We start from the raw sequence: 24,228 nt of genomic DNA, 5'->3' as shown, positions 1-24,228 counted from the left end.
TGCTTTTGATCCGCTGAACTCTGTGACCCACGTCACCAGTTTACATAACGTTCGGCCATTGTCCGGGCGGAACAACAAAGATGCCTTCGCGAACAATGTCGTGACGCGACTTTTTGTGATTGGATCAGATTTTGACAAACGGTTAATCGACCAACAACAAAAGGAAATCGATATGACCTTCCGCAAACATACCGCACCGGTCCTCACGGGCACGGCCCTGGCCCTCACTCTGGGAGCACACAGTGCCAGTGCCGGCTTACTCGACAGCTTCTTCAGCTGGGGTAACGACGACCAGGGCTACACCGAAACCCAGCACCCGATCGTGCTGGTCCACGGACTCTCCGGCTTCGATAACCTCTTCGGGATTGTTGACTATTTCAACGGCATCCCCGGAGCGCTTGCCGAGGATGGCGCCGAGGTCTACGTGCCACAGGTTTCGGCCGCCAACTCCACAGCAGTGCGTGGCGAACAGCTTCTGGCCCAGGTTCAGGAGATTGTCGCCACCACCGACGCCGAGAAGGTGAACCTGATTGGTCACAGTCATGGCGGACCAACAGTGCGTTACGTGGCGGGTGTAGCGCCGGACCTGGTGGCCTCAGCGACCAGCGTGAGCGGCGTCAACTGGGGTACGCCAGTGGCGGACGCGACGGCCAGCGGCGAGCTCGATGGCCTTGGCGACATTGTATTCAGCATCGTGGACGGTGCCTCCGGCGGCGGTCTGCCCCAGGATACCGGCGCCGCCATCCAGTCACTGAGCACTGAGGGCAGCGTTGCCTTCAACCAGGACTTCCCGGCCGGTGTTCCCTCGGAGTACTGCGGCAACGATGGTGCGGCGGAAGCAAACGGTATCCGCTACTACTCCTGGGGCGGGGACGCGGTGAAGACCAACCTTCTGGATGCCAGTGATCCTCTGCTGGCGGCGACCGGCACCCTCATTGACGAGCCCAACGACGGACTGGTTCCCGCCTGCAGTATGAAACTGGGCAGGGTCATCAGTGTCGGTTATGAGCTCAACCATCTGGACACGGTGAACCATCTGTTCGGCATCACCTCCCGCCATGCAGCGGATCCGGTCGAGCTCTACCGCCAACAGGCCAACCGTCTGCAACAGGCCGGACTCTGATCCTGCATCCCAGAGAGCATCCCGGCCCCCTGTGGGCCGGGAGCACAGGAGTACTCTGACATGGGCATCAGACAAGGAATCCTGGCGGGTGCCTTTGCCGGCATCGCCACACTCGGATTCAGTCTTTTCCTGCTGTCACCGGAAAGCCCCGAAGCTCCCTCCCCGGCAGGCTCGGTGACGACCCTCAAGCATGACACCCCGGCCACCGCCGGTAACCGCAACAGTCCCCCCAGGGAACCCCCGAAGCAGGCGCTGCCCCTGGATGACACCGTCAAGAACATTGCCATTGACGGGGCCATAAGGGTGGACATGAACGGCAACCTGGTCTTTGACCGGGACCTGCGCCGATTCATGGACTTTTTCATCGGCCTGACCCGGTCACAGGACGACGAAGCCGCCATGCGTGATCGCATGCGCCAGGCCATGGTTGAGAGGGAGGTTCCCGGGGCGATCCGCGAGGACGTTATGGAGGCGCTCGACCGCTACCTGGATTACCGGGAGGCCGCGGGCAACCTGGAAACCCGGATGGGCGAGGTGACCCCGGAGCAAACCCGGCACGTGCTGAACCAGCTGAAGCAGCTGCGCCGCAGTCACCTGGGCGAGGCCATGGCCGAGGGTTTCTTCGGGCGAGAACAGCAGCGGATCGAAAATCAGCTGGCACGCCAGCGGATCGAGAATAACCCGGACCTCAGCGCCGACGAAAAACGCAAGCGCCTGCGGGATCTCGAAGAGATGTTGCCGGAGCACGTCCAGCAGGTGCGGGAGCGCTCGCGGACCTACAATACCCTGCGTGAGAAGACGCGCCGGATGCGCGAGGATGGGGCCAGTGACGCCGAGATCCACGCCCTGCGCAGCCGCGAACTCGGAGCGGAGGCGGCTGACCAGCTGGCGGAACTGGATGAGGAGCGTGCCCGGTGGCAGCAACGGCTGGCGCGCTACCAGCGGGAAAAACAGCGTATCCGGAGCAATGACAGCCTGACCGAATCCGACCTGCGCCGGGCGCTGGAACGGCTGCGTTCAGAGCATTTCGATTCGGAAGCGGAACGCCGCCGTGCCCGGGCCCTGTCCCGGATTGACGCCTCACGCCAGGATGGGTAGTATTCGCCCTCTTCTGCAGCTCCCCGATAGCTCAGTTGGTAGAGCACCTGACTGTTAATCAGGTTGTCGCTGGTTCGAGCCCAGCTCGGGGAGCCAATTCCCGCCTTTCAGTCCCAGAGACTGTCCAGTTCAAAGTAGCGGCGCAATACCCGATAGAGCGAGTGCGCATCACGGCTTCCGGCCATCTCCCGGATGGAATGCATGGCAAGCTGGGGGACCCCCACATCAAGAGTACTGATCCCGATACCTGCGGCGGTCAGTGGACCGATGGTGCTGCCACACCCCATGTCAGAACGCACCACAAAGGTCTGGCAGGGCACCCCGAGTTCACCACTCAGGTGCCGGAAAAGGCCACTGGTGCGGGTACTGCTGGCGTAACGCTGATTGCGGTTGATCTTGATCACCGGCCCTTCATTCATCACCGGCCCATGAGCGTCATCGTAATACTCCGGGTAATTGGGATGGATGGCATGGGCGTTATCCACGGACATCATCATCGAACGGGCCAGTGCCCGGTGCCGATCCTCGCCCCCGACCCAGCGCTGCAGCACGGATTCCAGGAGGGGGCCCTGAGCACCCTCGGCAGTCATGCTGCCCACTTCCTCATGATCATTGAACACCGCCAGGGCCGGCTGGGTACCGTCCGAGGCCAACAACGCCTGCATGCCCAGCCAGCAGCTGAGCAGATTGTCCAGTCGGGCGGAGGTGATGAATTCCCCGGCCATGCCCACTCGGGCCGGGGCCTGGGTATCATAGAGACAGATCTCATGCTCCAGGATCCGGCGCAGGTTGATTCCCGGCTGATCGGCCCGTAACTGCTGCGCCAACAGCTGCTCAAAATCCGTATCCGGGTGCTCGGCGGTGAGCAGGGTAACCGGGGGCAGGTGCTGCTGGTTGTTGATGCTGCGACTGCTGTTGGCGTCCCGGTCCAGGTGGATCGCCAGCGAGGGAATCACCACCACGGGGCGGCGGAAGTCGACCAGGGTATCCCGTCTCCGCCCCTGATCGTCTTCATAGGTCACCCGTCCCGCCATGGATAGATCCCGGTCGAACCAGGGATTGAGCAGTGCGCCACCGTAGACCTCCACGCCCAGCTGAAGGCAGCCGTTCCGGCGGATCTCCGGGTTGGGTTTCACGCGCAGGCAGGGGCTGTCCGTGTGCGCGCCCATCATGCGCCAGCCTGCCTCCGCGGGCGATCGCCGGCCGGTGTGAAATGCCACCAGCGCCGACTCATTGCGCACCACGTAATAGCCCTGCCCCGGCGCCAGGGACCAGGGGTCGCCTTCGTCCAGGCGCTGGAATCCAGCGGCGTCGAGCATCCCGGCCATGTTGCTCACGGCGTGCCAGGGGGTTGGAGACTGCCCCAGGAACTCGAGCAGGCCCTCATTGAAAGTATTCAGTTCCATGCGGACTCCCGTCTGCGTCTCGCCTCAGAAAGTGTGCGGGTTTACCATTGGGCTCCCACAGCATAGCGCAGGATGAGACCCCCATGCGGATTCCACAGTTTCTCAAATTCGAGTACGACGACAACGGGCCGCAGCTGTTCCCCACCGCCGTGGCCTGGTCACTGAGCGACGGCCGGATCAAGTACGTCATCATCCGCCCGGAGGATGATTGGCTGGCAGAGGACCTGGATGAGCGCCTGCTGGACGATGAGTTCTTCCGCGACCGGGGCGTGGCACCGGTGGATGTGCTGCGGGAAATGAACGAGGACCTGGGGGAAACCACGGTGTTCTCGGACGGCCTGGATCCGGACGATCAGCTGCTGGACTTCCTCTGCGAGGCCCTGGGCATCCAGGCCGGGTTCGAACTGGCCCCAATGACCGCCCTGCTCCATCATGAGAGCTTTGAAAGCCTCAATGACCGTTACCAGGACATCATCCTGCGCGAGACGCTGGATGCCAGCGTGGCGGAGAACGCGGTCTATGCCCAGCTGCTGCTCGCACGCGAGGAGGGCCTCACCGATCCGGACTCTTCCGGCTGAACGCGGACTTTGTGACCGGTTTCGACGACAGCGCGCTGCAGGTGGGTGACAATCCGCGGCAATTCAGCGCCACGGATAAGCCAGCCTATGCGCCGCATTCCCGTTCTCCTGACCTGCACCGCGCTCCTGGTGGTCACCAGCCTGCCGGCCATGGCCCAGCAGAGACCACAGCGCCCCCAGCAGCCGGAAGCTGAAAGCAAGGCCGGCGAGTACTATCTCGGCGTAACCGGCTCGCACTTCCGGCACAAGAACCTCAGTGGCGGCAATGGCAAGGCCACCGTCACCACCTCGGGCATCGTGTTCGGCAAGTTCCTGAATGACCACATCAAGGTTGAGGCAAGGGGGGGCGCAGCGCCCTCCCCCGAGGAAGAGACCGCTGATCTGGAACTGAACATCGACTACTACGCCAGCGCCTACATCGGCGTCTACTACCACTGGACCATGTTCTCACGCGCCTATGCGCAGTTCGGCATGAGCCACGTGGAGACCACGGCCACGCGCACCAGTGAGGATGACGACGGCAATGTGACCGTGACCGAGGAGCCCTACCTCGAAACCAGTATGAGCCGCAGCTGGCTGGTGGGCACGGATGTGGATTTCATCGGCAATTCCAGCCTGTTCGTGGAATACGGCCAACTGCATCAGGACACTACCACCAGCATCCGGATCCGCCAGTGGAACGTCGGCCTGCGGCTGGACTTCTGAGCGGCTTCTTCAGCGCCTGACGTACTCGTACGAGACCGCCCCGGGATCAATCCCCAGCACGTCCGGCGCCACCGCCAGCACCTCCGCAAGCCTCTGGCGGGCCGCCTTCTCCGGTACCGAGGCCGGCGGCGCGTACTCCGTAACCGTCAACTGTTCCCCGGTCTGGGTGATGCGCACCGCGTATTCCGGTATATCCGCATCATAGAGGCAGTGGGACTCGTCAGGCGCCTGGTTGATCCGCCGGCGCAGGTGACGCCGGTTCTTACGCAGGCGGTTGGCCAGCATTGCAGCCCGCTCCTCGTTGTGGATCGCGGGCTCCGGGATGCCCGTGCGCAACTCCTCCAGCGACTGCTCCGGCTGACGGAACTCGTTCTCGCGGATGTCGAACAGCAGCAGCGTGGTTTCCAGTGAGCCATTGTAGAACCGGTACTGGCGCCGTGAGCGCAGGCCCAGCTGGTGGCCGAGCTCCGATTCCGACAGCAGCAGCCCGAAACGCCAACCCACAGCCTCGCTGCGGAGCCGTTCCCCCAGGATCCGGAACAGCTCCGCCGCCCGCTCCCGGGACTCCAGCCGATTACCGTAGGGCGGGTTGGTCAGGACCAGGCCGGTTCTGGCCTTTTCCGGCATACGCCACTCCGCCACGTCGCATTTCTCCACGTGGATCCGGTCACTGAAACCGGCCCGCTCAATGTTGCGCCAGGCGGCCGCCACCACACGACCATCCATGTCCGTACCGCGGAAGCGGGAACGACTGTCCGCCAGCCCCTGTTTCCGGCGCTCGTCCGCTTCCGCCCGCTGCGCGGGCCAGCCCTCGGTAACCGCCCCCGGCCAGCCCTCAAAGGCAAAGCCACGGAACAGCCCCGGCGCGGTATCCGTCGCCATCATGGCAGCCTCCACGAGGATGGTCCCCGAGCCGCAGAACGGGTCCACCAGATCCCCGCCCGCTTTGGCCACCTCCGGCCAGCCGGCCCGGTACAGCAGCCCGGCGGCCAGCGTTTCGCGCAGCGGTGCCTCGCCGGCCTCGCTGCGGTATCCACGCTGATGCAGGCTGACACCGGCCATATCCAGCCCCAGCTCAAGCTGGCCGTGGCGCAGCCTTGCCTGTATCGGCAGATCCGGTTGATCAGGCGTCATGATCGGCTCCGCTCCCCCCTGGCTCCGGACCCGCTCCATCAACCCGTCCTTGACGCACTGGGCGCCGAAACGCGGGCTCAGGATGTCCCCATGGGTGCCCTGGAAACGGACCCGGAACGTCATCTCCGGTCGCAGCCACGCCTCCCAGGGAATGGCTCTCGCCGCCCTGCGGACAGTGTCCGCGCTGTCCGCCGGCGCCCGGTGGAGATGCAGAGTGACCCGGCTTGCCAGCCGTGACCACAGGCATATGCCACGGGCACCGGCCATGTCCGTTCGCACCCAGAGCCCAGCGGACGCACGCCCGGTCACCTCAATACCAAAGGCGGCCATCTCGTCTGCCAGCAGCTCCAGAAGGCCCCATGAGGCGGTTACAAAAAAATCATCGGTCTTCAATTCCACGGATCCTTGGCGTTTGTGCCCGTCACAGAAGGGTTATTGGCGTCGCCAATCAGAACCCCGGGCATGATTGGTTTTATCTGGGTATACACTGCTCAGATTTTGCGCTTTACTGACTATGACGCGTCAATGACACCGCCTGAGAAGATCGGGCGGCAAGGGCCCTGACAGGATCGATCCATCCGCCAACGCCCCTGAGCGGATCACCGTCGGTTTCACGCTGCCGACAGACCGCGACGGGCGCTCAATGAAGGGTGGCGGATTCGTGCGCACGCTCATGACCGATGTGACCACATGAGGTAGAGAGCATGAAAAGACAGAAGCGAGACATGTCAGCCCGCGCCTACAAACGCGGTTATATGGCAGGTTTGTCCGGCAGGTCCAAGGAAAACTGCCCACTGGATAAACCGGAAACCCGTCAGGAATGGATGAACGGGTGGCGGGAAGGTCGGGAAGACCATTGGAGCGGACTGACACAGGGTGTCTCCTCAATACACAAGATGCCGAATCTGACAGCGTGAACTGACCGCCGCGAGGCGGCCAACCCGGAAAAACCTGAAAGCACTGCATGCCACCGTAAAGGGGCTACAGACCTGAGGGGGCCACTCGCCCCCTGACACATACAGAGGCTCCATCTCTGCATACGCGAAAGGGGGACCACTCGTCCCCCACGGGCCCGCCGGCGCGGGCCCGTTTTCGTTCAGGCCCCGGAACCACCCGCAATGGCGCGAGCGCAGTCCGCCACCAGATGCGGACCCCGATAGATCAGCCCGGAATAGAGCTGGACCGCCGAAGCCCCCGCCCGGATCTTGGCAAGCGCCGCGGCACTGCTGGTAATGCCGCCCACCCCGATGATGGGGAAATCCACCCCCAGCTCAGCACGGAGCTGGCGGATCACCGCTGTGGAAGGCTCAGCCAGCGGGCGACCACTCAGGCCTCCGGTTTCCTCGCCCAGTGGATCCCGCAGCACCGCTGAATGATCCACCGTGGTATTGGTGGCGATGACGCCATCCATCCCCACCTCACGCAGCGTTTCCGCCATAAAGCGGACGGCGGCTTCATCCATGTCCGGCGCCACCTTGACCGCGATGGGCACGTAATGGCCCATGGACTCGGTCAGCGCCAGCTGCTTCTCCCGGATGCCGGCGAGCAGCGACCGCAGCGCATCTCCGTGCTGCAGATCCCGGAGACCGGGCGTGTTGGGAGAGGACACGTTGATGGTGAGATAATCGGCCAGCGACCACATGCGCTCAATCCCGGCCAGATAGTCATCCAGTGCCTGATCCGCCGGAGTATCCTTGTTACGGCCGACATTGATCCCCAATATGCCGCTGTAGCGGCTGGCACGGATGTTGGCGGCCATGGCCTCAAGCCCATGGTTGTTGAAGCCCATGCGGTTGATGATGGCCTCATGGGCCGGAAGCCGGAAAAGCCGGGGCTTCGGGTTTCCGGGCTGCGGACGCGGGGTGACCGTGCCAATTTCCAGAAACCCGAATCCCAGCTCCCCCAAAGCATCAATGTAGCGTCCCTCCTTGTCCAGGCCTGCGGCCAGCCCTACCGGATTCGGCAGGGTCAGCCCCATCACCTCGACGGGCGCAGCAGGGGGTGCGGGCCACAGACGCCCAAGCAGCCCGCTTCCCGCAACCGCCCGGGCCGATTCCAGGGCGAGCCAGTGGGCCGTTTCGGGAGGAAGCCGGAAAAAAAGGGGGCGCAGGGCCTGGTACATGGGGAATCACCGGGGTGGTTTTCTGCTGTAAAGCCAGCAGTATACAGGAATGGAGGCGGTGGCCGCGAAAGGCTTTCCGTGTCAGAACGATGACAGCGCCGTGACCTTTTCCACGGAATCTGTGGAAAACTCTGTGAATTTTTTTGTGGCAAACCGCCAAACCGCCTGCCAATGGCGGAAATCTACAGATTGTTTATTTTTTGACCACTAATTTTCTATTGTTTTTCAGATACTTATAAAAGTCCGTGCGCTAAGTCCGGCTTTTGACGGCATTTTGCGAACAACAGGCCCCGGAACCACTTCTGTGCATAAAATCAACCCCAATCCTTACCATTGAAGGATGAAAAGGTTGGCCAGACCATTTACACTGCGCCCTGTCCCCGGTCGCCGTATCCGGGTTATCCTGAGCGCGCCCGAGAGAAGCAGTGCGGTTTATGAATGCATCCGAAGACACAGCCCTTGATCATGCGCCGGAAAGCGAACTCCAGTCCGCTCGCCGGGTAACCCTCGTCGGGCTCGTTCTGGATGCCCTGCTGGGCGTTGTGAAGGTCATCATCGGCTTTTTCTACAACTCGTATGCCCTGATCGCGGACGGCGTCCATTCCTTCTCCGATGTCGCCTCGGACATCATGGTACTGGTGCTGTTCCGTATCTCCCGTGAGGAGCCGGACGAAGACCACCCCTACGGTCACGAACGCTTCGAGACCCTGGGCGCGGTCATACTCGGCAGCGCCCTGATCGCACTCGCCGGCGTCCTTGCCTGGGAAGCTGTGCAGCGGGTCATGCACGTCGACCTCGGCGTGCCCGGCTGGCCCGTGCTGGTGGTGGCCGCTGCTGCCGTCCTCGGCAAGGAATGGATCTACCACTACACCCTCAGGGTGGGGAAAGCCATACGCTCCGACCTGCTGGTGGCCAACGCCTGGCACAGCCGCACGGACGCCTTCTCCTCCGTCGTGGTAATGCTCGGCGCCTCCGGCGCCATGCTGGGCTATCCCTGGCTCGACGCCGTCGCCGCCTGTGGCATCGCCGTTATCGTTGCCCGTGTCGGCTGGCACCTCGCCTGGGACAACGTCAAGGAACTGGTGGACACCGCCATGCCGGTGGACAAACAGCGCCACCTGCGCGAGGTTGCCGAAGCCACCGAAGGCGTCCGCTCGGTGAACGCCATCAAGAGCCGCCGCATGGGCTCCGACTTCCTCCTCGACATCCACCTCCAGGTGGACCCCGAAGTCAGCGTCTCCGAGGGCCACGAAATCGGCGTGCGCGCTGAACACCGCCTCCTGGAAGCCGTCCCGGACGTGCGCGAGGTCACCTTCCACATCGACGCCGAGGACGAAGCCGTCCAGCAGAACGTCCACGCCGCCATCCTGCCCTCACGCAGCGCCGTGGCCAACCAGCTGGAGGAACGCTGGGGCGACCTGATCAACTTCCACAACACCTGCCCGCCCCGGCTGCACTACCTGTCGGACGAAGTCTCCGTGGAGCTCTACCTGGAAAGCCGCACCGCGGTGAACGAGGCCTCCCGCAACCAGCAGTGCCTCACCTGCCAGCTCAAGTCCCGCACCAGCGACCTGCCCTGGATCGGCGATATCCGCATCTGGTACGCCGACGAGTTCCGCACCGGTCCGAACCAGAACTGACCCTGCACTCTCCCCTCTGCAGGAGCGGCTTCCCGCGATACGCAATGAAAACAAACTCGGTGTTCAGGGGAGCAGGGGATCCTCGGAGGGAAGCTCTGGAGCCATGGATGGCGGAAGAGCAGCGTACAGGGATGTATTTACAGCGTTTCCCGGAGAGCATCCCCTGCTCCCCTGAGCGCCAGGCAGCCTATCAACAGGCTTGAGACAACACCTCAGCCATACCTTAAAGTCGCCTCCTTCAACTTATTCGCCTCATCCCGCAACCGAGCCGCCTTCTCAAACTCCAGATTCGACGCCGCCTTGTACATCTCATCCTCAAGCCGGTCGATCTCCTTCATCATCTGATCCGCATCCTTGCCGTGCACATCCACCGAATAATCCGCCGACGACTCGGCCACCTCACGGCTCCCGTCGCCGCGCTTACGCTGCACATGCACACCCTCCATGATGTCCGCCACCTTCTTATCCAGCCCCTTGGGCGTGATCCCGTGCTCCTCGTTATGAGCCATCTGCTTCTCGCGCCGGCGCTCCGTCTCATCAATAGCGCGGCGCATCGACCCCGTCTCACGGTCCGCGTACAGGATCGCCTTGCCATTCACATTCCGGGCAGCACGCCCCATGGTCTGGATCAGGGATCGATCCGAACGCAGAAAGCCCTCCTTGTCCGCATCCAGGATCGCCACAAGCGAGACCTCGGGCATATCCAGCCCCTCGCGCAGCAGGTTGATACCCACCAGCACATCGAACTCACCCCGGCGCAGATCGCGCACAATCTCCACACGCTCCACGGTATCCACATCCGAGTGCAGATAACGCACCCGCACATTGTGCTCCTCCAGGAAGTCCGTCAGATCCTCCGCCATGCGCTTGGTCATGGTGGTCACCAGCACCCGTTCCCCTGCCTCAGCACAGCGGCGAACTTCCGAAAGCAGATCATCCACCTGGGTCGTGGCCGGGCGCACCTCGATCTCCGGATCCACCAGCCCCGTAGGCCGTACCACCTGTTCGGCCACCTGGCCCGCATGCTCCGCCTCGTACTTGGCCGGCGTCGCTGAAACAAAGATCATCTGGGGCGCTATGCGCTCCCACTCATCAAACCGCATGGGTCGGTTGTCCAGGGCCGATGGCAGGCGGAAGCCATACTCCACCAGCGTCTCCTTGCGCGAGCGGTCGCCCTTGTACATGCCCCCGATCTGGGGAATGGTCACGTGGGACTCGTCGATCATCATAAGCGCGTTGTCCGGCAGATAGTCGAAGAGCGTTGGCGGTGCCGCCCCCGGTTCGCGCCCCGACAGGTAGCGGGAGTAGTTCTCGATGCCGTTGCAGTACCCCAGCTCGAGCATCATCTCCATGTCGTAGCGGGTCCGCTCCTCCAGCCGCTGGGCCTCCAGCAGCTTGTTGTTGGCACGCAGCTGCTTCAAGCGCTCATCCAGCTCCTCCTTGATGGAATCCACCGCATTCAGGATTTTCTCGCGCGGCGTCACATAGTGCGTCTTGGGGTAGATGGTGACACGCGGCACACGCTGGATGATCTCCCCGGTCAGCGGATCGAACCAGGCGATGTTCTCCACCTCGTCATCAAACAGCTCAATACGTACCGCCTGGTCCTCGGACTCCGCCGGGAAAACATCGATCACCTCGCCGCGCACCCGGTAATTACCCCGCTGCAGCTCGGTATCGTTACGGGTGTACTGCAGCTCCGCCAGCCGCCGCACGATGTCGCGCTGGTCCACCTGCTCGCCCCGGGTCACGTGCAGGATCATGCGCAGGTAGGACTCCGGATCCCCCAGGCCGTAGATGGAGGACACGGTGGAGACGATAATGGCGTCCGGGCGCTCCAGCAGGGCCTTGGTCGCGGAAAGCCGCATCTGCTCGATGTGCTCGTTCACGGAGGCATCCTTCTCGATGAAGGTATCCGAGGCCGGCACATAGGCCTCCGGCTGGTAGTAGTCGTAATAGGAGACGAAGTACTCGACGGCGTTGTCCGGAAAGAAGTCCCGGAATTCACCGTAGAGCTGGGCAGCCAGCGTCTTGTTATGGGCCATGATGATGGTCGGGCGCTGCACCTGCTCAATCACCTTGGCCATGGTGAAGGTTTTGCCCGAGCCGGTAACACCAAGCAGTGTCTGGTGCATCAGGCCGTCATGAATGCCCTCAACCAGCTTCTCAATCGCCTGGGGCTGGTCGCCCGCAGGCTCGAAATCCGAAGCCACTCGGAACGTCAGGTCGTCTTTCGACATAGGGTTACGTCTCTTTCGGATCCGGGGGATCGCACATGGCAGGAAAGCTCATGCTATCATGTTCACAACGTTGTTCCGGCACACCGACTTTTCAACAGGAGCCCGAGTTTGAGCGCGCAACTGTCCAACCGCGTCCAGCAGATCAAGCCCTCACCCACCCTCGCCATCACCAGCAAGGCAGCCGAGCTGCGCGCTGCCGGCCAGGACATCATCGGCCTGGGTGCCGGCGAGCCCGACTTTGATACCCCCGAGCACATCAAGCAGGCGGCGGTGGACGCCCTCAATGCCGGCAAGACCAAGTACACCCCGGTGGACGGCACGCCCGAGCTCAAGGACGCCATCATCGAGAAGTTCCGCCGGGACAACAACCTGACCTACGAACGCAACCAGATTCTGGTCTCCTGCGGCGGCAAGCAGAGCTTCTTCAACCTGGCCCTGGCCCTGCTGAACCCGGGTGACGAGGTCATCATCCCCGCGCCGTACTGGGTCTCCTACCCGGATATGGTCAAGATCGCCGAGGGCACGCCCGTCATCCTTGAGAGCAGCGCCGACACCGGGTTCAAGGTCACTGCAGACCAGATCCGGGGGGCGCTGACCGAACGCACGAAGCTGGTCGTGATCAACAGCCCCTCCAACCCCAGCGGCAAGGCCTACAGCCGCGAGGAGCTGGCGGCCATCGGCGAAGTCCTGGAGGAATATCCGGACGTCATGATCGCCACCGACGACATGTACGAACACATCCTCTGGAACGGCGAGTTCATCAACATCGTCAACGCCACGCCTTCGCTCAAGAATCGCACCTTCGTACTCAATGGCGTCTCCAAGGCCTACTCGATGACCGGCTGGCGCATCGGCTACGCCGCTGGCCCGGCGGATGTGATCGGCGCCATGAAGAAAATCCAGTCCCAGAGCACTTCCAACCCGGCCTCCATCTCCCAGGCCGGCGCCACCGCCGCCCTGAACGGCCCCCAGGAGTGTGTCACCGAGATGCTGAAGGCCTTCCACGAGCGTCATGACTATGTCGTGAAGGCCCTGAACGAACTGCCCGGTGTGGAATGCATCGAAAGCGATGGCACCTTCTACGCCTTCCCCGGCTTCCAGGGCGCCATCGAGGCGACCGAGGGCGTGAACAACGACGTGGAAATGGCCGAACACCTGCTCAACACCGCCGGCGTCGCCCTGGTTCCCGGCTCCGCTTTCGGCACCCCGGGCCATATGCGCCTGAGCTTCGCCACCAGCATGGATAACCTGAAAAACGCCATCGAGCGACTCGGGAAGGCTCTCAAGACTTGACGAAGGGGCCAAGCGCCCCTAATATACGCAGCGCTTATCCCCGATAGCTCAGTTGGTAGAGCACCTGACTGTTAATCAGGTTGTCGCTGGTTCGAGCCCAGCTCGGGGAGCCAGACATCACAAAAAGCCGCTCCACGGAGCGGCTTTTTCTGTTTCAGGGGCCCCAATGGCAAGCATCTACCTCGCCGGACCGGACGTCTTCTTCCCCGAGACCATCCGCAACCGCATCGAAGCCACCAAGAAGGCCATCCTCGCCGAACACGGCCTCGAGGCCCTCTCCCCCTGCGACAACAACCTGGACCTCGAAAACACCGACAACCCGGCCCGCGCCATCTACGAGGCCAACCGCACCCTCATGAACCAGGCCGACGGCCTCATCGCCAACCTCACCCCCTTCCGAGGCCCCAGCGCCGACGCCGGCACTATCTTCGAACTCGGCTTCATGACCGCCCAGGGCAAGCCCGTCGCCGCCTACACCACCTGCGCCACCCCCTATAACCAGCGCGTCTCAGGCGGCTCCGAAACCGACACCAATGGCACCCTGGTTGAAGGATTCGGCCTGTGCGATAACCTGATGCTGGATTGTGGTATTGAAGCCAGTGGTGGAGCGTTTATCTCAGGATCGCTGGAATGGCGGAGTGAGGGGTTCACTCCAGAAGAGTCATTTGACGAAGAGCTGTTCCGAAAGGCTGTTGAGATCCTGTCCAAGCACTTCTAACGGCCGGAACCACCCAAGAACTATCAGGGCAGGATGAGGCAGCACTAAGCGGGAAGCTCTGGAGCCATGGGTTGGCCCGATTGAGGGCCAACGGGTTGTCATGGAGGGCAACCCAGGACCGGCGCGCGGAGCAGGACAGCGTAGCGCGACGGGCGGAAGAGCAGCGTACAGGGATGTATTTACAGCGTTTCCCGATTAGTGCTGCCTCATCCTGCCCCATGCAGCAACACAACAGGCTGGAGGATCACACGCAATGAGCAAGAACAAAGAAGGCGGCCTCGTCTACTCCACCGAAGCAGGCGGAAAAACCTGCCCCGAATGCCGCCACCCCCTCGACCAGTGCCAGTGCAGCAACGAAACCCGCTCAACCAGCAGCGACGGCACCGTCCGCATCCAGCGCGAAACCAAGGGCCGCAAAGGCAAAGGCGTCACCCTCATCACAGGCCTCGACCTCCCCGAAAAAGACCTCAAGGCCCTCGCCAAAACCCTCAAGGCCAAATGCGGCACCGGCGGCACCATCAAGGACGGCGTCATTGAAATCCAGGGCGACCACCGCGACACCCTGCTTGCCGAGCTCGAAAAGAAAGGCTGGAAAGCGAAGAAAGCCGGCGGCTAGACGCCCCGGCTTTCAGACAACTCCTGCTCGATCGCCACAAGTGCCGCCATCGGATCCTCCGCCCGAGTGATCGGCCGACCGATCACCAGGTCATCACTGCCGGCGGCAACCGCCTTTGCCGGCGTCATGACCCGCTGCTGATCGCCCTGGGCCGCAAAGGCCGGCCGGATCCCCGGCGTCACCAACCGGAAGTCAGCCCCCATGGCGTCACGCAACGACGGCGCCTCGGCCGCCGAACATACCACCCCGTCCAGACCGGACTCACGGGCCAGGCTGGAAAGACGATCCACCGTCGCACCGGCACCCTCTTCCCAACCTATCTCCTTCAGCTCGGAATCGGTCAGGCTCGTGAGGACCGTCACCCCGATGAGGAACGGCCGATCCTCACCAAAGTTCTCCAGCTCGCGGACACAGGCCTCCATCATCCGGCGTCCGCCGGACGCATGGACGTTCACCATCCACACTCCCAACTCCGCCGCCGAGGCCACAGCAGCGGCCGCGGTATTCGGAATATCATGGAATTTCAGATCCAGAAAGACCTCAAACCCCCGCCCCTGCAGGGCCTGCACGAACCCTGGACCAAAGCGGGTGAACATCTCCTTGCCCACTTTCAGCCGGCAACGGGCCGGGTCCAGCTGATCCACCAGCTGGAGTGCCTCCAGCCGGTCCGCAAAATCCAGCGCCACAATAATCGATGCCATCAATGACTCCCGTAACTACTCGCCCTCGACACCCTGATAGGGCTCGACGGTCTCCCAGTTCTTGCAGCTCGGACACAGCCAGTGCAGCTGCTGGCCACCAAAGCCACAGCGGGTGCACTGATAGGCGGGCCGCTTCTCCAGCAACCGCTGCCCGACCTGACGTACCAGATGGGGCGTGGTGCCCTGGCGCGGCTCCCGCCCCTCCTCCATTTCCAGCAGATGCATCAGGGCCCGAAGGCTCGGGCGCTGCTGCAGTTCACCATGGAGCAGGTACAGTGCCTGGTCCCTGGAGTTGAAGCGCTCCTCCTCCTCTACCAGGCAGAGCAGCAGCGTGGTCGAGGGATGATGCCGATAGATCCGGTGCAGGCGCCGGCGAAGCTTTCGCTCAACCCCGAACTCCCGGGCCAGGCCGAGCAGGCGTCGTACCGCCTCCGGACCAAAGGCCGGGTTCTGGTCGAATACCTTCAGAAGCAGCTGCTGGGCCTCGCGCCAGTTGCCCCGTTCACGCGCCAGGTCCGCCAGAAGCAGACTGGCGCGGACACAGCCCGGATCGTACGACAGAGCCTGCTCAAGGAGCTCCCGTGGGTCCGGAACCCGGCTCACCGCTCCCTGATCCGAGGCCTGTTCACACAGAAGATGGGCAAGCTGCTTACGGATTTCCCGGGTATCGTTGATACCTACCAGGGTGCGCGCCACCTCCACAGCCTTCTCCCAGTCCCGCTCGCGCTGATAGATCAGCACCAGCTGCTCCGCCGCACGGGCGCCATAGGAGCGGGTGCCCAGCAGCTCGTGCAACAGCGCCTCGGCCCGATCCAGGAGCCCGGCTGCCAGATAGTCCAGTGCCAGCTCGTAGGTCACCTGCGAGGAATAGCGGCCCGGCAGCTCCGGTCGCGCCAGCAGGTTCTGGTGGATCAGGGTTGCCCGCTCGACTTCGCCCCGATCACGGAAGTGGGCACCAATGGAGAGATGGAGGTTCACCGTCTCCCGGTTGACATCCAGCGAGTCCAGGAAGGATTCAATGGCTTCGTCGGAATAGTTGGTGAACAGGAACTGGAGACGTTCCCGGAGCCGATCCTCATCATCAATGGGAGCGGGTGAGGCCTGCCGACGCAGCCGCCAACGCCCCAGCGCCCAGCCGGTGCCGACAGCCACCGCCAGCAACAGCCACTGCAGGATGGTGTTCATTCAATACTCTTGACTGGATCCCGTTGCAGCCCACGAGATGACTGTTCAGACTTGCGAAGTTTCCGTTCCGCCCGCCTGCGCCCGGCCCTTGCCCGCATCAGCGGTACCAGCATGGCGGCCACCCCCAGAAGGGCGCCCACGATCAGGGTCAGCACCAGGACCAGCGCCACGCTTATCGGTGGCGTCTGCACCAACAGAAGATCCAGCACCACCTCCTGGCGATTGCTGAAGCTGAACAGCATCGCCGCCAGTCCCAGCACCAGCGCCAGCAGAACAAGAACAATACGACGTATCCTGGCCATCCGGCCCTCCCTGCCGGATCAGTAGCCGGCCTTCATGCTGTCATTGACCTTCTCGCGCAGATCCTTGCCCGGTTTGAAATGGGGAACATACTTTTCGGGCAGATTCACGGATTCGCCGGTCTTGGGATTGCGACCCACCCGCGGCGCCCGGTAGTGCAGGGAGAAGCTCCCGAATCCGCGGATCTCGATCCGCTCCCCTTCGGCAAGGGACTGGGACATATGATCAATGATCGTCTTGACCGCCAGCTCCACATCCTTGCCGGAAAGCTGGGACTGTTTCGAGGCGATCACTTCTACCAGTTCGGATTTCGTCATGGTCCTGTCCTTCCTCACAGGTTCAGCAACGCCTTAAGTTTAGCGAACCTGATGAAAAAGACAAAAAAAACGGGCTGTTACAGCCCGTTTTTTTAATGCTTTGCGGCAGAACCGGCTTCAGCCGTTGTCGTTCTGCTGCATCTGCTCCTTGATCAGGTCACCAATGGTGGTGGCGCTGCTGCTGTTGTCAGCCTTTTCGCGCACATCCCGCATGGCTTCCTTGTCGTCCTCAACGTCCTTGGACTTGATCGACAGGTTGATCACGCGGTTCTTGCGGTCAACGCTGATGATCTTGGCTTCCACCTCATCGCCTTCCTGGAGCACATTGCGTGCGTCCTCAACCTTGTCACGGCTGATTTCAGAGGCCTTGAGCGTGGCTTCCACCTCTTCATTCAGGGTCACGGTTGCGCCCTTGGCATCAACACTGCTCACGGTGCCTGTCACGATGCTGCCGCGGTCATTGACCTGAGTGAACTCGGCGAAGGGATCGCTCTCGAGTTGCTTGATACCCAGCGAGATGCGCTCACGCTCCGGATCCACGGACAGGATGACGGTTTCAACCTCGTCGCCCTTCTTGTACTTGCGGACCGCTTCCTCGCCGGTTTCGTTCCAGCTGATGTCGGACAGATGCACCAGGCCGTCGATGCCGCCCTCAAGGCCGATGAAGATACCGAAGTCCGTAATGGACTTGATCTTGCCGGTAATCCGATCGCCCTTGTTGTAGTTCTGGGAGAACTCTTCCCAGGGGTTCGGCTGGCACTGCTTGATGCCCAGCGAGATACGACGGCGCTCCTCGTCGATGTCGAGGATCATCACCTCAATCTCATCGCCTACATCCACAACCTTGGAGGGATGGATGTTCTTGTTGGTCCAGTCCATTTCGGAGACGTGCACCAGACCTTCGACGCCCTCTTCCAGCTCGGCGAAGCAGCCGTAGTCGGTCAGGTTGGTAACCTTGGCCGGTACGCGGGTGTTTTCCGGATAGCGGCCCTTGATGTTGACCCACGGATCCTCGCCCAGCTGCTTCAGACCCAGGGATACACGGTTGCGTTCACGGTCGAACTTGAGGACCTTGACGTTGATCTCGTCGCCAACGTTCACGATCTCGCTCGGATGCTTGATGCGCTTCCAGGCCATGTCCGTGATGTGGAGCAGGCCGTCCACGCCGCCCAGGTCCACGAAGGCACCGTAGTCGGTCAGGTTCTTGACGATACCCTTGATTTCCATGCCTTCGGTCAGCGTCTCGAGCAGCTGCTCACGCTCGGCGCTGTTCTCGGCTTCCAGCACGGCGCGGCGGGAAACAACCACGTTGTTGCGCTTGGCATCGAGCTTGATGACCTTGAAGTCGAGCTCTTTGTTCTCAAGGTGCGTGGTGTCGCGCACCGGGCGGACGTCAACCAGGGAGCCCGGCAGGAAGGCCCGAATGCCCTTGAGGTCGACAGTGAAACCGCCCTTGACCTTGCCATTGATCACACCCTTGACTGCATCTTCCGCCTCGAAGGCCTTTTCCAGTTCCTTCCAGGCTTCAGCGCGCTTCGCTTTCTCGCGCGACAGGCGGGTTGCCCCGAAACCGTCTTCCACGGCGTCCAGCGCCACGTCAACCTCATCGCCTGCCGCGACTTCCAGCTCCCCGTTCTCGTTGTAGAACTGGGAAACCGGGATGATGCCCTCGGACTTGAGTCCCGCGTTGACCGTGACCCAGTCACTGTCAACGTCCACAACCGTGGCCTTGACAATGGACCCCGGCTGCATATCAATGTCTTTCAGGCTCTCTTCAAAAAGTTCCGCAAAGCTTTCGCTCATTGTGTGTCCTATGTGATCAATACCAAGCTCCCCGCGAGCCAGCCCTCCGGGGTCTGTTCACCATACACCCACGCACCGCCATGCTGGTCTCACGCGGCCCGCCGGCACTTTTCCAATAACAAAAAGGCGCTGTCAGGTACGGCCCGTTACTGCCAGGACCTGGTCCAGCACCTCGTCAATGGACAATCCGGTTGTTTCCACAACCTGCGCATCGTGCGCCGGTTTGAGCGGCGCTGTGGAACGGTTCATGTCCCGTTCATCCCGCGCCTGAATCTCTTTTACAAGGTCGGGGAGTCTAACATTCTCCCCCTGGGCCAGCAACTGCTCGTGCCGGCGCCGGGCCCGCTCCTCGGCTGAGGCAGTGAGGAAGATCTTGTGACTCGCATCCGGAAAAACCACCGTGCCCATATCGCGGCCGTCGGCCACCAGCCCCGGCGGCTGGCAGAAGTCGCGCTGGCGCTGAAGGAGCGCCTCGCGGACCGACGGGAGGGCCGCCACACGCGAGGCACGGTCACCGCACTCCTCCGTGCGGATGGCGCCCGTTACCTCCTCACCATCCAGAAAGACTCTAGCGGGCTCGTCGCCCGGACTGGGCTCAAAACGCACGTCCAGCGCCGCCGCCACCCCAGCCAGCAAAGTCTCGTCGTCGAAATCCACCGCCTGTTTCATGGCAGCCAGTGCCGTGAGGCGGTAGAGCGCGCCACTGTCCAGCAGATGCCAGCCCAGACGCCGCGCCAGGAGCTGGGTGATGGTGCCCTTGCCAGCGCCACCGGGGCCGTCCACGGCAATCACCGGTGCCTGTTCAGATGCTGTCATTGCGTCTCCTCGGAAGATTCAACCGTCAGCCCGACCTGGTTGGCCAGTGCCACAAAGCCCGGAAAGGAAGTAGCGACGTTCGCGCAGTCGTCAATGATCACCGGCCCGGATGCGCGCAGGGCCGCCACCGCGAAGGCCATGGCGATACGGTGGTCACCGTGGCTGTTGATCCGCCCGCCGCCGTAGGCACCACCCTGGATCAGGATCCCGTCCTCCCGGACCTCACTGACAACACCCAGAGCATCCAGCCCATCGGCCATGACCTGGATCCGGTCGCTTTCCTTGACCCGCAGTTCGGCGGCACCGGTCAGCTCGGTGCTGCCCTCGGCGTTCGCGGCCGCGACGAAAATCGCCGGGAACTCATCAATGGCCAGCGGGACCTGGTCCTCGGGAATGCGGATGCCCTTCAGCGGCGCATGGCGAACCCGCAGATCCGCCACCGGCTCACCGCCGGCCTCGCGTTCGTTATGCAACTCAATGGCCGCGCCCATCGCGCGCAGGATATTGACCACACCGATACGGGTCGGGTTGACGCCCACGTGGCGCAGCCACAGGTCCGAGTCCGGCGTAATGGCGGCAGCCACGATGAAGAAGGTGGCCGAGGAAATGTCCGCCGGCACATCGATAGAACAGGCGCTCAGGCGGCCACCGCCGGTCACACGCGCGGTCGGGCCGTCCTGCACCACGGGGTAGCCGAAGCCCTTGAGCATGCGCTCAGTATGGTCCCGGGTGGGCGCCGGCTCCGTCACCACGGTCTCACCCTCAGCATAGAGTCCGGCCAGCAGAAGGCAGGATTTGACTTGGGCGCTGGCCACGGGCAGCTCGTAATCAATACCTTTCAGCGGCTGGCCGCCGGCGATGTGCAGCGGCGGGCGACCACCCTCGGCCGTATCAATATGCGCTCCCATCAGCCGCAGCGGATCCGCTACCCGTGCCATGGGCCGGCGCGTGAGACTGGCATCGCCGGTCAGCTCGGTATCAAAGCGCTGCCCTGCCAGCAACCCAGCAAAAAGCCTCATGGCGGTGCCCGAATTGCCCACGTAGAGCGAACCATGGGGAGGCTGAAGCCCATTCAGGCCCACGCCGTGGATACGCACGAAGCCAGCATCCGGCCCCTCGATGGTTACCCCCATGTCACGGAAGGCCTGGAGCGTCGCGAGACTGTCCTCGCCCTCGAGGAAGCCAGAGACATCCGTTATGCCCTCAGCCAGGGCACCGAGCATGATGGCACGATGGGACATGGACTTGTCCCCGGGCACGCGGATGTCGCCCTGGACGGGACCGCCCGGCCGGGCGGTGTAGGTTACGGTCTGGTCGTTCATGGTGTTGAGATAGGCCTCACCGGAAAGGATTCGTGAAAAATGCTCGCGCGCCGCCTTGGCGCGGGTGAACACCTGCTGCAGACGTTGGCCGTCGCCGGCCTCGATGGCCGCACCGAGCTGGTCCAGATCACCACGGAAATGCCGCAGCGCTTCCAGCACCGCCTCGCGGTTCGCCAGGAAAATGTCCCGCCACATCACCGGATCACTGGCAGCGATGCGCGTGAAGTCCCGAAAGCCACCGGCGGCATAGCGGAAGATATCCTGGCTGTCGTCCTCGCCGGCCAGGGTATCCACCAGCGAGAAAGCGATCAGGTGGGGGAGATGACTGGTGGCGGCGAGGACCTCGTCATGCCGGGCGACGGACATGGTCAGAACCTCCGCCCCACAGGCCGACCAGAGGCGGCACACCTTCTCAAGCGCCCCGGCATCGGTTTCAGGTTCCGGGGTCAGGATCACCTTGTGCTCCCGGAACAGGTCCGGATTAGCAGCACCCACCCCGCTCTTCTCGGAGCCGGCGATCGGGTGACCGGGAACAACTCTCGCGGGCAGTTCGCCGAAAACGCCACGCACATCCGCGACGAACCCGCCCTTAACACTGCCCACATCCGTGAGCACCGCGCCCTCCGGCAAGGCATCACGGATCTGCGTCAGCACGGCGCGGTTGGCGCGCACGGGCACGGCCAGCACCACGAGATCCGCCCCCTGGACCGCGCGCGCCGCCTCCGTCTCGCTTTCATCGATCAGTCCCAGACGGCGCCCCTCCTCCAGAGGGCCCGGGCGCTCGTCACAGCCCACCACCGTGGCCACCAGCCCCCGGGCCTTCGCGGCCCGCGCCAGGGAACCGCCGATCAGGCCCAGGCCAATCACGACCATGCGCTGGAACAAAGGCGCGCCGCTGGCGGCCATCAGCCCAGCACCTTCTCCAGCGCCTCGAGACAGCGCCGGTTCTCGTGCTCGAGCCCGACCGACACACGCAGGTGCCGGGGCATGCCGTAAGCGCCCACAGGGCGGACAATGACACCCTCACGCAACAGTGCGTCATTCACTTCGTTGGCGTCCCTGCCGGTATCCAGGGCAATGAAGTTGGCAGCAGACGGGATGTAGTCCAGCCCCAGCCGGTCGAAGCCGCCTGCCAGTTGCTCCAGCCCTGCCCGGTTCACCTCGATGGCCCGGTCAATGTAGGCCTGGTCGTCGAGCACAGCCGTCGCCGCCGCCTGGGCAAGCGCATTGGCATTGAAAGGCTGGCGGACCCGATTGATAACGTCTGCAATCTCGGGGCTGGAGATGCCATACCCCATGCGCAGCCCCGCCAGGCCCCAGGCCTTGGAGAAGGTGCGCGAGACCACCAGGTTCGGGAACTCGCTGAGCCACTGGACGCCGTCCGCGTACTGGGGCCCCTGCAGGTACTCGCAGTAGGCCTCGTCCAGCACCACGATCACGTTCTCCGGCACCCGCTGGAGGAAGCGATACACCGCGTCTTTTTCCACGACGGTTCCCGTGGGGTTATTCGGGTTGGCAACGAACACCACCCGGGTACGCTCGGTGATCGCCGCCGCCATGGCGTCCAGATCATGCCCCCAGTTCACGGCGGGCACCTTCACGTGATCCGCGCCGATGGCCTGGGTCACGATGGGGTAGACGGCGAAGGCATGCTCGGAATAGACAATTTCGGCGCCCGGCTCGGCAAAGGCGCGAGCCACCAGCTCAAGCACGTCGTTGGAGCCATTGCCAAAGGTCAGCATCTCCGGTGTCACGTTCAGGCGCTCCGCCAGGGTCTGGCGCAGTGTGTAGGCGGCGCCATCCGGGTAGCGGGTCACTTCAGGCAGGGCTTTTTCAACAGCCGCCGTCACGCGGTCACTGGGGCCGAGCGGGTTCTCGTTGCTGGCCAGCTTGACGATCCGCGCCGGATCCAGACCCAGCTCACGGGCCAGTTCATCCACCGGCTTGCCGGGCTGGTACGGCTGCAGGCCCTGCACCCCACGTGCGGCCAGTGCCTCGTAATCACAGCTCATCACAGCACCCCCATGGGATAGGAGCCCAGATGCTTCAGCTCCTGACTCTGGGCTTCGATCTCATCCAGCACCGCCCGGACGGCCGGCGCATCCCGGTGCCCGACGAAATCGATGTAGAACACATAGGCCCAGGTGGCGCTGGGCGAGGGCCGCGTTTCCAGTCGGGTCAGGTCGATCCCCTCGCGCTTGAACGGCTCCAGCAGCTCATAGAGCGCCCCCGGGCGGTTGCGTGTGGAGACCAGGATGGAGGTCTTGTCCTGCCCGCTGGGCGGCACCGCTTCGGTACCAATGATCAGGAAACGGGTGGTGTTGTCCGGGCGATCCTCGATGTTGCTGTGCGCGGGCTCGAGGCCATAGAGGGAGGCGGCCATGTCGCCGGCAATGGCGGCCGCGCCCTCTTCCTCACTGGCCAGGCGGGCGGCTTCACCATTACTGGAAACCTTGATGCGCTCGACCGCCGGCCAGTGACTGTCCAGCCATTTGCGGCACTGGGCGAAAGACTGCTGGTGCGAATAGATCCGCGTGATGCCGGCCTCGTCCTGGTCCGGGCGCCTGAGAAGATGGTGATGGATGCGCAGCTGCACCTCACCACAGATCTTCAGTGCCGACCCCATGAACATATCGAGGGTGTGATTGATCATGCCCTCGGTGGAGTTCTCCACCGGCACCACTCCGTACTGGGCGTTGCCGGACGCCACCTCGCGGAAGACATCATCGATGGCCGCCAGCGGTGTGCTGAGCACCGAATGACCGAAATGCTTGAGCGCCGCCGCCTGGGTGAAGGTCCCTTCAGGCCCCAGGAAGGCAATGGTCATGGGCTTTTCCAGCGCCAGGCAGGCGGACATCACCTCCCGGAACAGGCGCGCCATCTCTTCGTCCGCCAGCGGGCCCGGGTTACGCTCCCGCACGCGGCTCAGGATCCGGGCCTCACGCTCAGGGCGGTAGAACGCCACCTCTTCTCCCGGGTTGGCCTCCTGTTTCACCTCGGCCACGTCCCGGGCGCACTCGGCCCGTTCGCTGATCAGCCGCAGCAGGTCGTCATCGATCTGGTCAATGCGCTCGCGCAACCGGGCCAGGCGCGCCTCTTCGTCGCTCATGG

General features: G+C 63.2%; 22 protein-coding genes and 2 tRNA genes. 11 read left to right on the top strand and 13 right to left on the bottom strand.

What is annotated here, in order from left to right:
* Window positions 1–172: 172 nt before the first annotated feature.
* The 3 genes from F3089_RS01210 (at window position 173) to F3089_RS01200 (ending at window position 2,317) form a co-directional block, all read left to right on the top strand.
* Window positions 173–1,123 (top strand): esterase/lipase family protein, encoded by a 951-nt coding sequence (locus F3089_RS01210; RefSeq protein WP_151439036.1) that lies wholly within the window; start codon window positions 173–175, stop codon window positions 1,121–1,123.
* 60 nt (window positions 1,124–1,183) lie between these two features.
* Window positions 1,184–2,221 carry a lipase secretion chaperone gene (locus F3089_RS01205; RefSeq protein ID WP_151439035.1) on the top strand — a complete coding sequence of 346 codons (1,038 nt, stop codon included), beginning with the start codon at window positions 1,184–1,186 and terminating at the stop codon, window positions 2,219–2,221.
* Between the two features lie 20 nt (window positions 2,222–2,241).
* Window positions 2,242–2,317, top strand: a tRNA-Asn gene (locus F3089_RS01200).
* A gap of 11 nt (window positions 2,318–2,328) precedes the next feature.
* Here F3089_RS01200 and F3089_RS01195 read toward each other — a convergent pair.
* Window positions 2,329–3,627, bottom strand: coding sequence for a M18 family aminopeptidase (locus F3089_RS01195; protein ID WP_151439034.1), 1,299 nt, complete (start codon window positions 3,625–3,627; stop codon window positions 2,329–2,331).
* 83 nt (window positions 3,628–3,710) lie between these two features.
* Here F3089_RS01195 and F3089_RS01190 point away from each other — a divergent pair, with 83 nt between their 5' ends.
* Both F3089_RS01190 and F3089_RS01185 read left to right on the top strand, forming a co-directional pair.
* Entirely contained in the window at window positions 3,711–4,205 is a 495-nt protein-coding gene (locus F3089_RS01190; protein WP_095617465.1) for a hypothetical protein, read from the top strand.
* 87 nt (window positions 4,206–4,292) lie between these two features.
* Window positions 4,293–4,910: an outer membrane beta-barrel protein gene (locus tag F3089_RS01185; protein WP_151439033.1), complete on the top strand. Its 618-nt coding sequence runs from the start codon at window positions 4,293–4,295 to the stop codon at window positions 4,908–4,910.
* A 9-nt stretch (window positions 4,911–4,919) separates the two neighbouring features.
* On the opposite strand, the gene rlmKL is transcribed toward F3089_RS01185, so the two are convergent.
* Window positions 4,920–6,437 (bottom strand): bifunctional 23S rRNA (guanine(2069)-N(7))-methyltransferase RlmK/23S rRNA (guanine(2445)-N(2))-methyltransferase RlmL, encoded by a 1,518-nt coding sequence (gene rlmKL / locus F3089_RS01180; protein WP_192497239.1) that lies wholly within the window; start codon window positions 6,435–6,437, stop codon window positions 4,920–4,922.
* Window positions 6,438–6,748: 311 nt separating this feature from the next.
* Here rlmKL and rmf point away from each other — a divergent pair, with 311 nt between their 5' ends.
* On the top strand, window positions 6,749–6,961 hold the full coding sequence (rmf, locus tag F3089_RS01175) for a ribosome modulation factor (protein ID WP_151439031.1): 213 nt from the start codon (window positions 6,749–6,751) through the stop codon (window positions 6,959–6,961).
* Between the two features lie 179 nt (window positions 6,962–7,140).
* On the opposite strand, the gene F3089_RS01170 is transcribed toward rmf, so the two are convergent.
* Entirely contained in the window at window positions 7,141–8,166 is a 1,026-nt protein-coding gene (locus tag F3089_RS01170; protein WP_151439030.1) for a quinone-dependent dihydroorotate dehydrogenase, read from the bottom strand.
* Between the two features lie 434 nt (window positions 8,167–8,600).
* Here F3089_RS01170 and F3089_RS01165 point away from each other — a divergent pair, with 434 nt between their 5' ends.
* On the top strand, window positions 8,601–9,806 hold the full coding sequence (locus F3089_RS01165; RefSeq protein ID WP_151439029.1) for a cation diffusion facilitator family transporter: 1,206 nt from the start codon (window positions 8,601–8,603) through the stop codon (window positions 9,804–9,806).
* 212 nt (window positions 9,807–10,018) lie between these two features.
* On the opposite strand, the gene uvrB is transcribed toward F3089_RS01165, so the two are convergent.
* On the bottom strand, window positions 10,019–12,046 hold the full coding sequence (gene uvrB, locus F3089_RS01160) for an excinuclease ABC subunit UvrB (protein ID WP_151439028.1): 2,028 nt from the start codon (window positions 12,044–12,046) through the stop codon (window positions 10,019–10,021).
* A gap of 108 nt (window positions 12,047–12,154) precedes the next feature.
* Here uvrB and F3089_RS01155 point away from each other — a divergent pair, with 108 nt between their 5' ends.
* From F3089_RS01155 to F3089_RS01140, 4 genes are all read left to right on the top strand, one after another.
* Complete coding sequence (locus F3089_RS01155; RefSeq protein ID WP_151439027.1) at window positions 12,155–13,339, top strand: pyridoxal phosphate-dependent aminotransferase; 1,185 nt, start codon at window positions 12,155–12,157, stop codon at window positions 13,337–13,339.
* 37 nt (window positions 13,340–13,376) lie between these two features.
* A tRNA-Asn gene (locus F3089_RS01150) sits at window positions 13,377–13,452 on the top strand.
* Window positions 13,453–13,505: 53 nt separating this feature from the next.
* A complete protein-coding gene (locus tag F3089_RS01145) occupies window positions 13,506–14,057 on the top strand; it encodes a nucleoside 2-deoxyribosyltransferase (protein ID WP_151439026.1) in 552 nt (183 codons plus the stop codon).
* A gap of 253 nt (window positions 14,058–14,310) precedes the next feature.
* The gene (locus F3089_RS01140; protein WP_151439025.1) at window positions 14,311–14,673 is read left to right on the top strand and encodes a translation initiation factor Sui1; all 363 of its coding nucleotides are present in this window, start codon (window positions 14,311–14,313) and stop codon (window positions 14,671–14,673) included.
* On the opposite strand, the gene pyrF is transcribed toward F3089_RS01140, so the two are convergent.
* The 9 genes from pyrF to pheA all read right to left on the bottom strand — a co-directional run bounded on the left by pyrF (window position 14,670) and on the right by pheA (window position 24,226).
* Window positions 14,670–15,374: an orotidine-5'-phosphate decarboxylase gene (gene pyrF, locus F3089_RS01135; protein ID WP_151439024.1), complete on the bottom strand. Its 705-nt coding sequence runs from the start codon at window positions 15,372–15,374 to the stop codon at window positions 14,670–14,672. The genes F3089_RS01140 and pyrF overlap by 4 nt on opposite strands.
* 15 nt (window positions 15,375–15,389) lie before the next feature.
* Window positions 15,390–16,559, bottom strand: a complete 1,170-nt coding sequence (lapB, locus tag F3089_RS01130) for a lipopolysaccharide assembly protein LapB (protein ID WP_095617476.1) — start codon at window positions 16,557–16,559, stop codon at window positions 15,390–15,392.
* A complete protein-coding gene (locus F3089_RS01125; RefSeq protein WP_151439023.1) occupies window positions 16,556–16,861 on the bottom strand; it encodes a lipopolysaccharide assembly protein LapA domain-containing protein in 306 nt (101 codons plus the stop codon). The genes lapB and F3089_RS01125 overlap by 4 nt, the downstream gene beginning before the upstream one ends.
* 18 nt (window positions 16,862–16,879) lie before the next feature.
* On the bottom strand, window positions 16,880–17,194 hold the full coding sequence (locus F3089_RS01120) for an integration host factor subunit beta (protein WP_479694241.1): 315 nt from the start codon (window positions 17,192–17,194) through the stop codon (window positions 16,880–16,882).
* Between the two features lie 99 nt (window positions 17,195–17,293).
* Window positions 17,294–18,979 carry a 30S ribosomal protein S1 gene (rpsA, locus tag F3089_RS01115; RefSeq protein ID WP_095617478.1) on the bottom strand — a complete coding sequence of 562 codons (1,686 nt, stop codon included), beginning with the start codon at window positions 18,977–18,979 and terminating at the stop codon, window positions 17,294–17,296.
* A gap of 132 nt (window positions 18,980–19,111) precedes the next feature.
* Window positions 19,112–19,795 carry a (d)CMP kinase gene (gene cmk, locus F3089_RS01110; RefSeq protein WP_151439022.1) on the bottom strand — a complete coding sequence of 228 codons (684 nt, stop codon included), beginning with the start codon at window positions 19,793–19,795 and terminating at the stop codon, window positions 19,112–19,114.
* Entirely contained in the window at window positions 19,792–22,023 is a 2,232-nt protein-coding gene (locus F3089_RS01105) for a bifunctional prephenate dehydrogenase/3-phosphoshikimate 1-carboxyvinyltransferase (RefSeq protein WP_151439021.1), read from the bottom strand. Before F3089_RS01105 ends, cmk begins: the two co-directional genes overlap by 4 nt.
* Window positions 22,023–23,129 carry a histidinol-phosphate transaminase gene (gene hisC, locus F3089_RS01100; RefSeq protein ID WP_151439020.1) on the bottom strand — a complete coding sequence of 369 codons (1,107 nt, stop codon included), beginning with the start codon at window positions 23,127–23,129 and terminating at the stop codon, window positions 22,023–22,025. Before hisC ends, F3089_RS01105 begins: the two co-directional genes overlap by 1 nt.
* Window positions 23,129–24,226: a prephenate dehydratase gene (gene pheA, locus F3089_RS01095; protein WP_151439019.1), complete on the bottom strand. Its 1,098-nt coding sequence runs from the start codon at window positions 24,224–24,226 to the stop codon at window positions 23,129–23,131. The genes hisC and pheA overlap by 1 nt, the downstream gene beginning before the upstream one ends.
* Window positions 24,227–24,228 lie beyond the last annotated feature (2 nt).

This window comes from Halospina sp. K52047b, from assembly GCF_008709855.1.
GTDB lineage: Bacteria > Pseudomonadota > Gammaproteobacteria > Pseudomonadales > Oleiphilaceae > Halospina > Halospina utahensis_B.
The sequence above is the reverse complement of the archived record's forward strand: the minus strand, read 5'-3'. Positions and strand labels throughout refer to the sequence as shown.

Excerpts from the sequence above, each read along its gene's own strand:
- F3089_RS01210 (WP_151439036.1), top strand. The coding sequence starts at position 173 with ATGACCTTCCGCAAACATACCGCACCGGTCCTCACGGGCACGGCCCTG.
- F3089_RS01205 (WP_151439035.1), top strand. The coding sequence starts at position 1,184 with ATGGGCATCAGACAAGGAATCCTGGCGGGTGCCTTTGCCGGCATCGCC.
- F3089_RS01195 (WP_151439034.1), bottom strand. The coding sequence starts at position 3,627 with ATGGAACTGAATACTTTCAATGAGGGCCTGCTCGAGTTCCTGGGGCAG.
- F3089_RS01190 (WP_095617465.1), top strand. The coding sequence starts at position 3,711 with ATGCGGATTCCACAGTTTCTCAAATTCGAGTACGACGACAACGGGCCG.
- F3089_RS01185 (WP_151439033.1), top strand. The coding sequence starts at position 4,293 with ATGCGCCGCATTCCCGTTCTCCTGACCTGCACCGCGCTCCTGGTGGTC.
- rmf (WP_151439031.1), top strand. The coding sequence starts at position 6,749 with ATGAAAAGACAGAAGCGAGACATGTCAGCCCGCGCCTACAAACGCGGT.
- F3089_RS01170 (WP_151439030.1), bottom strand. The coding sequence starts at position 8,166 with ATGTACCAGGCCCTGCGCCCCCTTTTTTTCCGGCTTCCTCCCGAAACG.
- F3089_RS01165 (WP_151439029.1), top strand. The coding sequence starts at position 8,601 with ATGAATGCATCCGAAGACACAGCCCTTGATCATGCGCCGGAAAGCGAA.
- uvrB (WP_151439028.1), bottom strand. The coding sequence starts at position 12,046 with ATGTCGAAAGACGACCTGACGTTCCGAGTGGCTTCGGATTTCGAGCCT.
- F3089_RS01145 (WP_151439026.1), top strand. The coding sequence starts at position 13,506 with ATGGCAAGCATCTACCTCGCCGGACCGGACGTCTTCTTCCCCGAGACC.
- F3089_RS01140 (WP_151439025.1), top strand. The coding sequence starts at position 14,311 with ATGAGCAAGAACAAAGAAGGCGGCCTCGTCTACTCCACCGAAGCAGGC.
- pyrF (WP_151439024.1), bottom strand. The coding sequence starts at position 15,374 with ATGGCATCGATTATTGTGGCGCTGGATTTTGCGGACCGGCTGGAGGCA.
- lapB (WP_095617476.1), bottom strand. The coding sequence starts at position 16,559 with ATGAACACCATCCTGCAGTGGCTGTTGCTGGCGGTGGCTGTCGGCACC.
- F3089_RS01125 (WP_151439023.1), bottom strand. The coding sequence starts at position 16,861 with ATGGCCAGGATACGTCGTATTGTTCTTGTTCTGCTGGCGCTGGTGCTG.
- rpsA (WP_095617478.1), bottom strand. The coding sequence starts at position 18,979 with ATGAGCGAAAGCTTTGCGGAACTTTTTGAAGAGAGCCTGAAAGACATT.
- cmk (WP_151439022.1), bottom strand. The coding sequence starts at position 19,795 with ATGACAGCATCTGAACAGGCACCGGTGATTGCCGTGGACGGCCCCGGT.
- F3089_RS01105 (WP_151439021.1), bottom strand. The coding sequence starts at position 22,023 with ATGGCCGCCAGCGGCGCGCCTTTGTTCCAGCGCATGGTCGTGATTGGC.
- hisC (WP_151439020.1), bottom strand. The coding sequence starts at position 23,129 with ATGAGCTGTGATTACGAGGCACTGGCCGCACGTGGGGTGCAGGGCCTG.
- pheA (WP_151439019.1), bottom strand. The coding sequence starts at position 24,226 with ATGAGCGACGAAGAGGCGCGCCTGGCCCGGTTGCGCGAGCGCATTGAC.